We start from the raw sequence: 4,339 nt of genomic DNA, 5'->3' as shown, positions 1-4,339 counted from the left end.
TTTCTCTGTTTTTACAATACTTTGGAAAGATTTGATGTCCATGATTTACCTTATCATGGTGGCAAATCTTTTACAATCACCTAATATTAACTTGTCGTCTCGGAAATGGGAGGGGCCAGCGGTTTTGGGCCGGCCGGTGGACTGGTTTAGAGATAGGGTCTTCCGGAAAAGACCGGCGGTTAAGAAAAACGGGTCTGGGGATCGGGTCCTGACAAAGGGGCCGTTTTTCTATTTCGCTAAGGCTCGATTAGGAAGGCGGGATTAATACAACATCTAATCTTTCTTTGCCTTTTGGCATGGGGTTTGGATATAAGCCCCATGGATATTTGCCAAGAATATTTATATGGAAAGTAGCCTTCTTAAAAGGCTCATGGATGAGGTGAGGAGGATCTGCGGGGACGAGAAGTCCCACGGCGTCGGCCATGCGGAGAGGACGCTGGATATCGCACGGAAAATAGCGGCGGCCGAGGGTGGGGATATCGAGGTCGTCTCCGTTGCCGCAATCCTCCACGACATAGGGAGGAAAAACATCTTCGGCGATCCCGGGCACGGCGCGAGGGGGGCCAAGATGGCAAGGGAAATCATCGAGGGGCTTGAGGCCGATGTGGACGTTATGAAGGTCGTCGATATTATCGCGAGACACGACGAGCCGGGTCGAGATGTTAATGGGGGGGGCGAATCGCTGGAGCTTACAATCCTTCGTGACGCGGACAGGCTGGAGCTTCTGAGAATCTCTCCCGGCTATCTCGACCTCGAGAGGCTGAAGACAGACGAGGCGTTGAAACTCGTCCCCTACGTCCTTTCCATCCACTACCCGAATCCGGAAGGGGACCGGGAACTGATAAAGGCGATCGAGAAGACGAAGACGAGGGCCGAGGAGATATTGAGAGAACGAAAAGGGGGGAGGGATTGAGGCAGTTAAAGAATTTTATCTTGAACAGGCCTTGTAGCCCTTGATAGAAAAATTATTTTTGAGCTTTGAATGTTTGGCGGATGTCGGCCGATAAGGATTTAGATCGGCCGGCTTTGACAGATCGATATGTTACGAGGAAGATGGAAGATATAACAAGACAGACGGGCGAGATATCCTTCAGGGTGGACTTCGATGGGCGATGGTACGGCCCGGACGGTAAAGAGGTCAACGAGGCGAGTCTCTTTTTCTTGACCCAGAACCTGAGGTGGGACAAAGAGGGCTTTTTTATCGGCATGGGGTTCGGCCCGGCAAAGCTTATCGTGGAGGACGTGCCCCTTCACGTCAGAGGGCTCGATCTGGTTAAAAAAGGAGAGGCGAGGCACCTTACGATGACGCTCCTCGGGGGGGCGACAGAGGTCTTGAACCCAGAGACCCTTCACAAGAGGGGGGAGCATTTCTACTGCCGGGTTCGAGGAGGAAATATCCCGGCGAGGTTTATCGGTTCGGCGGTTGACGAGCTTACGAAGCACCTCAAGGAGGAGGGGGAGGATATATATCTGGTGCTGTAGCCCCACGGCGAGGCGGCGCAAACGGGATCGGGTTTTTGGATTCGATGGGGGGATTGTCGGGGGATTTGACCTGACTTGCACCTGCAGCGGATAAATAGTTTAGTATAGTTTATTGTCGATTTTTGGAATTCTATTATGGCCTTTGAGATAGTTGAAGTCAACCGAAAGGGGGATCTAAAGGATTTCATTCAATTCCCCTACGACCTGTACAGGGGGCATCCGGTCTGGGTTCCGCCGTTGAGGAGGATGGTAAACAAGGAGTTCGACAGGGAGAAGAACGGCTACTTCAAGCACGCCGACGCCGTGTTCTTCATGGCGGTGAATGATGCGGGAAAAGTCCTGGGGAGGATCGCCGCCTTCGTGAACCACAACTACCTTAAGCACTACGACGACGCCGTGGGATTCTTCGGCTCCTTCGAGTGCATAGATAACGTTGACGTTGCCAAGGGATTGGTAGATGCGTCGGCCCGCTTTTTGAGGGGGCAAGGCCTCGATTTCATTCGGGGGCCCTACAACTTCACCTCCCAGAGCACCGGCTTTTTAATCGAGGGATTCGACCAGCCCCAGACGGTGCTCTCCCCATACAACCTCCCCTATTACGAGGATTTGATGGAGGGAAGCGGCCTTAAAAAGATAATGGACCTGAACGCTTACTACGGCGATGTCCTCGAAAACTACAGGTTTCCCGACCGGTTTATACGCCACTACGATTATCTTGTCAAGAAGTACGGCATCAGGGTCAGAAACATTGATATGAAAAAAGTCGAGGACGATGTAAGGAAGATCATTCACGTCGGGAACCTGGCCTCGGCGAATAACTGGGGATTTATCCCCGTTGACGAGCCGGAGGTAGACGAGATCGTAAAAGATTTCAAGCTCCTAACCGATCCCGAGGCGGTTTTCATCATGGAGAAGGGTGAGGAGCCGATAGGCTATGCGGTGGCGCTCCCGGACGTCAATATCATCATCAAGAAGCTCAACGGCAGGCTCTTCCCATTCGGGATATTCAGGCTTAAGTTCGGATACAGGAAGCTGAGGGAGTACAGGCTCTTCGGGCTGGGGCTCGTGCCGAACTACCAGAAGAGGGCGCTGGACACACTCATCTATTTCCACGTCTTCGACAGCCTCTACAAAAAGAACGCCAGGCTCGAAGCGAGTTGGGTTCTGGAGACCAACAAGAGGATGAACCAGGCGCTGGTGAAGATGAACTTCAAGCTGGTGAAGAAGTTCAGGGTCTACCAGGCCGACCTAAAGAATTGGAATTAAGGCGGTTGGCTCCTCTTCTTTTCCCTCTTCCTCAAATCTGGGCCGTTTAACGGATTTTTTTGTTCAAGGGCCGAACCAAATTTTAGCTTGGCCTTAATAACGGGGCTGAAAACGGGAGTTACCGTCCGGTTTTCCTGGAGGTCTTTTCGGGATCACAAATCTTATCAGCTTACAGAGTAATATTCGGTTGGGCTTTCAATTTGAGCTAACCTCACCTTTACCCCAAAATATTTGTATATAGAGATCGAGCGTGAAGTGTGTTACATCCGTATGGGAGGCGAAGCTAATCACGCCGGAATCCCTCGTAAAAAAACAGGCCCGAAACACCTTTAGGCACTTCGGACCCTCTTAATACGTTTAACCCGGTTTTATAATCCGTTCAAAAGCTGTCTGCTTCCGGCAGTTTGTTTGTAAAAGGGCTTCCCCTTAACCGACCGTTATCTTCCTCGGCTTTGCCTTCTCCACCTTGGGGAGCTTGAGCGTCAGGACGCCGTTTGAGAAGTTGGCGTTTATCTTCTCCTGGTCGATGACCTCCGAGAGGGTGAACTGGCGAAAGAAATTGCCAACGCCGTACTCCTGCATGATGTAGTTGTGCGCCTCGTCCGCCGGTTTTACCTTCCCCACGATCGTGAGGGTGTCGTCGGCGATGTCTATATCAAGTTCGTCCGGCTCCACCCCCGGAATATCGGCGATCAGCGTCAGCTCCGCCTCCGTTTCAAAGATATCCACCTTGGGCCTGTAGTATATCCCTTCTCTGGTCCCCTCCGCCTTGGCGGCGACGTTAGTCTCGTCCTTCTTTCTCGCCTCTATCTCTTTGTCTTTCATTTTTTCCCTCCTTTTCTGTCGGAGTTTTTTGACTTAATCAATCTTTACCCTGATCTTCTTCGGCTTCGACTCCTCGGCCTTGGTGAGTTTCAAGGTTAGGACGCCGTTCTTGAGGCTCGCCTCCACCTTGTCCGGGTCTACCCTGTCGGAAAAGCTGACAACCCTTGAAAAGGCGCCCCCGCTCCTCTCCCTACGGTGAAAATTCACGTCCTCCTTCTCCTCGAGCTTCCTCTCTCCCTTGATTGTCACCTGATCGGAGACCACCGACAGATCGAGGTCCTTTTCTGTCAATCCCGGAATCTCCGCGGTCAAGAAGTAGTTGTCCTGGTCCTCGAAGATGTTCACGAGGGGAAAAAGCCCTGCCTCGGCGGACTGCCCTTCCGGAAAATTCTGGCTCCAGAGACGCGACATCTCCCTCTGAAGTCTCGAGAACTCGTTGAGGAAGGGATCCCTTTCAACATACCATCGATATCTTGCCATGATATACCTCCCGATTTTAGTTATTGTATATTGTTAGTGCTTGTTCACGATATAAATATAATCCGACTAACCGCTTTGTCAAGGCGGCTCGGTCAAAAAATCTGTTAGCTTTTCTCAGGGGACCTTATTCAAAACAGTTGACTTGGGCACGGTTTTCCAATACAATATCTAACCTATGATTGTCATTGCGGAAGTGGACAGGTCACTGGTGGGCCTCCCGGACTTCAAATCCGGTGATGGGCGCTAAAAACGTCCATGGTGGGTTCGATTCCCATGCACTTCCGCC

The 4,339-nt window shown here is 51.5% G+C and carries 5 protein-coding genes and 1 tRNA gene; 4 read left to right on the top strand and 2 right to left on the bottom strand.

Annotated elements, in window-relative coordinates; translation table 11 throughout:
- Nucleotides 1-343: 343 nt before the first annotated feature.
- The 3 genes from JW984_08635 to JW984_08625 all read left to right on the top strand — a co-directional run bounded on the left by JW984_08635 (nucleotide 344) and on the right by JW984_08625 (nucleotide 2,748).
- On the top strand, nucleotides 344-913 hold the full coding sequence (locus JW984_08635; GenBank protein MBN1573244.1) for an HD domain-containing protein: 570 nt from the start codon (nucleotides 344-346) through the stop codon (nucleotides 911-913).
- 140 nt (nucleotides 914-1,053) lie between these two features.
- A complete protein-coding gene (locus JW984_08630; GenBank protein ID MBN1573243.1) occupies nucleotides 1,054-1,482 on the top strand; it encodes a hypothetical protein in 429 nt (142 codons plus the stop codon).
- A gap of 135 nt (nucleotides 1,483-1,617) precedes the next feature.
- Nucleotides 1,618-2,748: a hypothetical protein gene (locus JW984_08625; GenBank protein ID MBN1573242.1), complete on the top strand. Its 1,131-nt coding sequence runs from the start codon at nucleotides 1,618-1,620 to the stop codon at nucleotides 2,746-2,748.
- 426 nt (nucleotides 2,749-3,174) lie between these two features.
- Here the strand turns inward: JW984_08625 and JW984_08620 are convergent, their stop codons facing one another.
- On the bottom strand, nucleotides 3,175-3,573 hold the full coding sequence (locus JW984_08620; protein MBN1573241.1) for an Hsp20/alpha crystallin family protein: 399 nt from the start codon (nucleotides 3,571-3,573) through the stop codon (nucleotides 3,175-3,177).
- 33 nt (nucleotides 3,574-3,606) lie between these two features.
- Nucleotides 3,607-4,053, bottom strand: coding sequence for an Hsp20/alpha crystallin family protein (locus JW984_08615; protein ID MBN1573240.1), 447 nt, complete (start codon nucleotides 4,051-4,053; stop codon nucleotides 3,607-3,609).
- Nucleotides 4,054-4,242: 189 nt separating this feature from the next.
- Here JW984_08615 and JW984_08610 point away from each other — a divergent pair.
- Nucleotides 4,243-4,339: transfer RNA gene (locus JW984_08610), tRNA-Sec, on the top strand.

The organism is Candidatus Zymogenus saltonus, from assembly GCA_016929395.1.
GTDB classification, from domain to species: Bacteria; Desulfobacterota; Zymogenia; order Zymogenales; family Zymogenaceae; genus Zymogenus; species Zymogenus saltonus.
The sequence above is the reverse complement of the archived record's forward strand: the minus strand, read 5'-3'. Positions and strand labels throughout refer to the sequence as shown.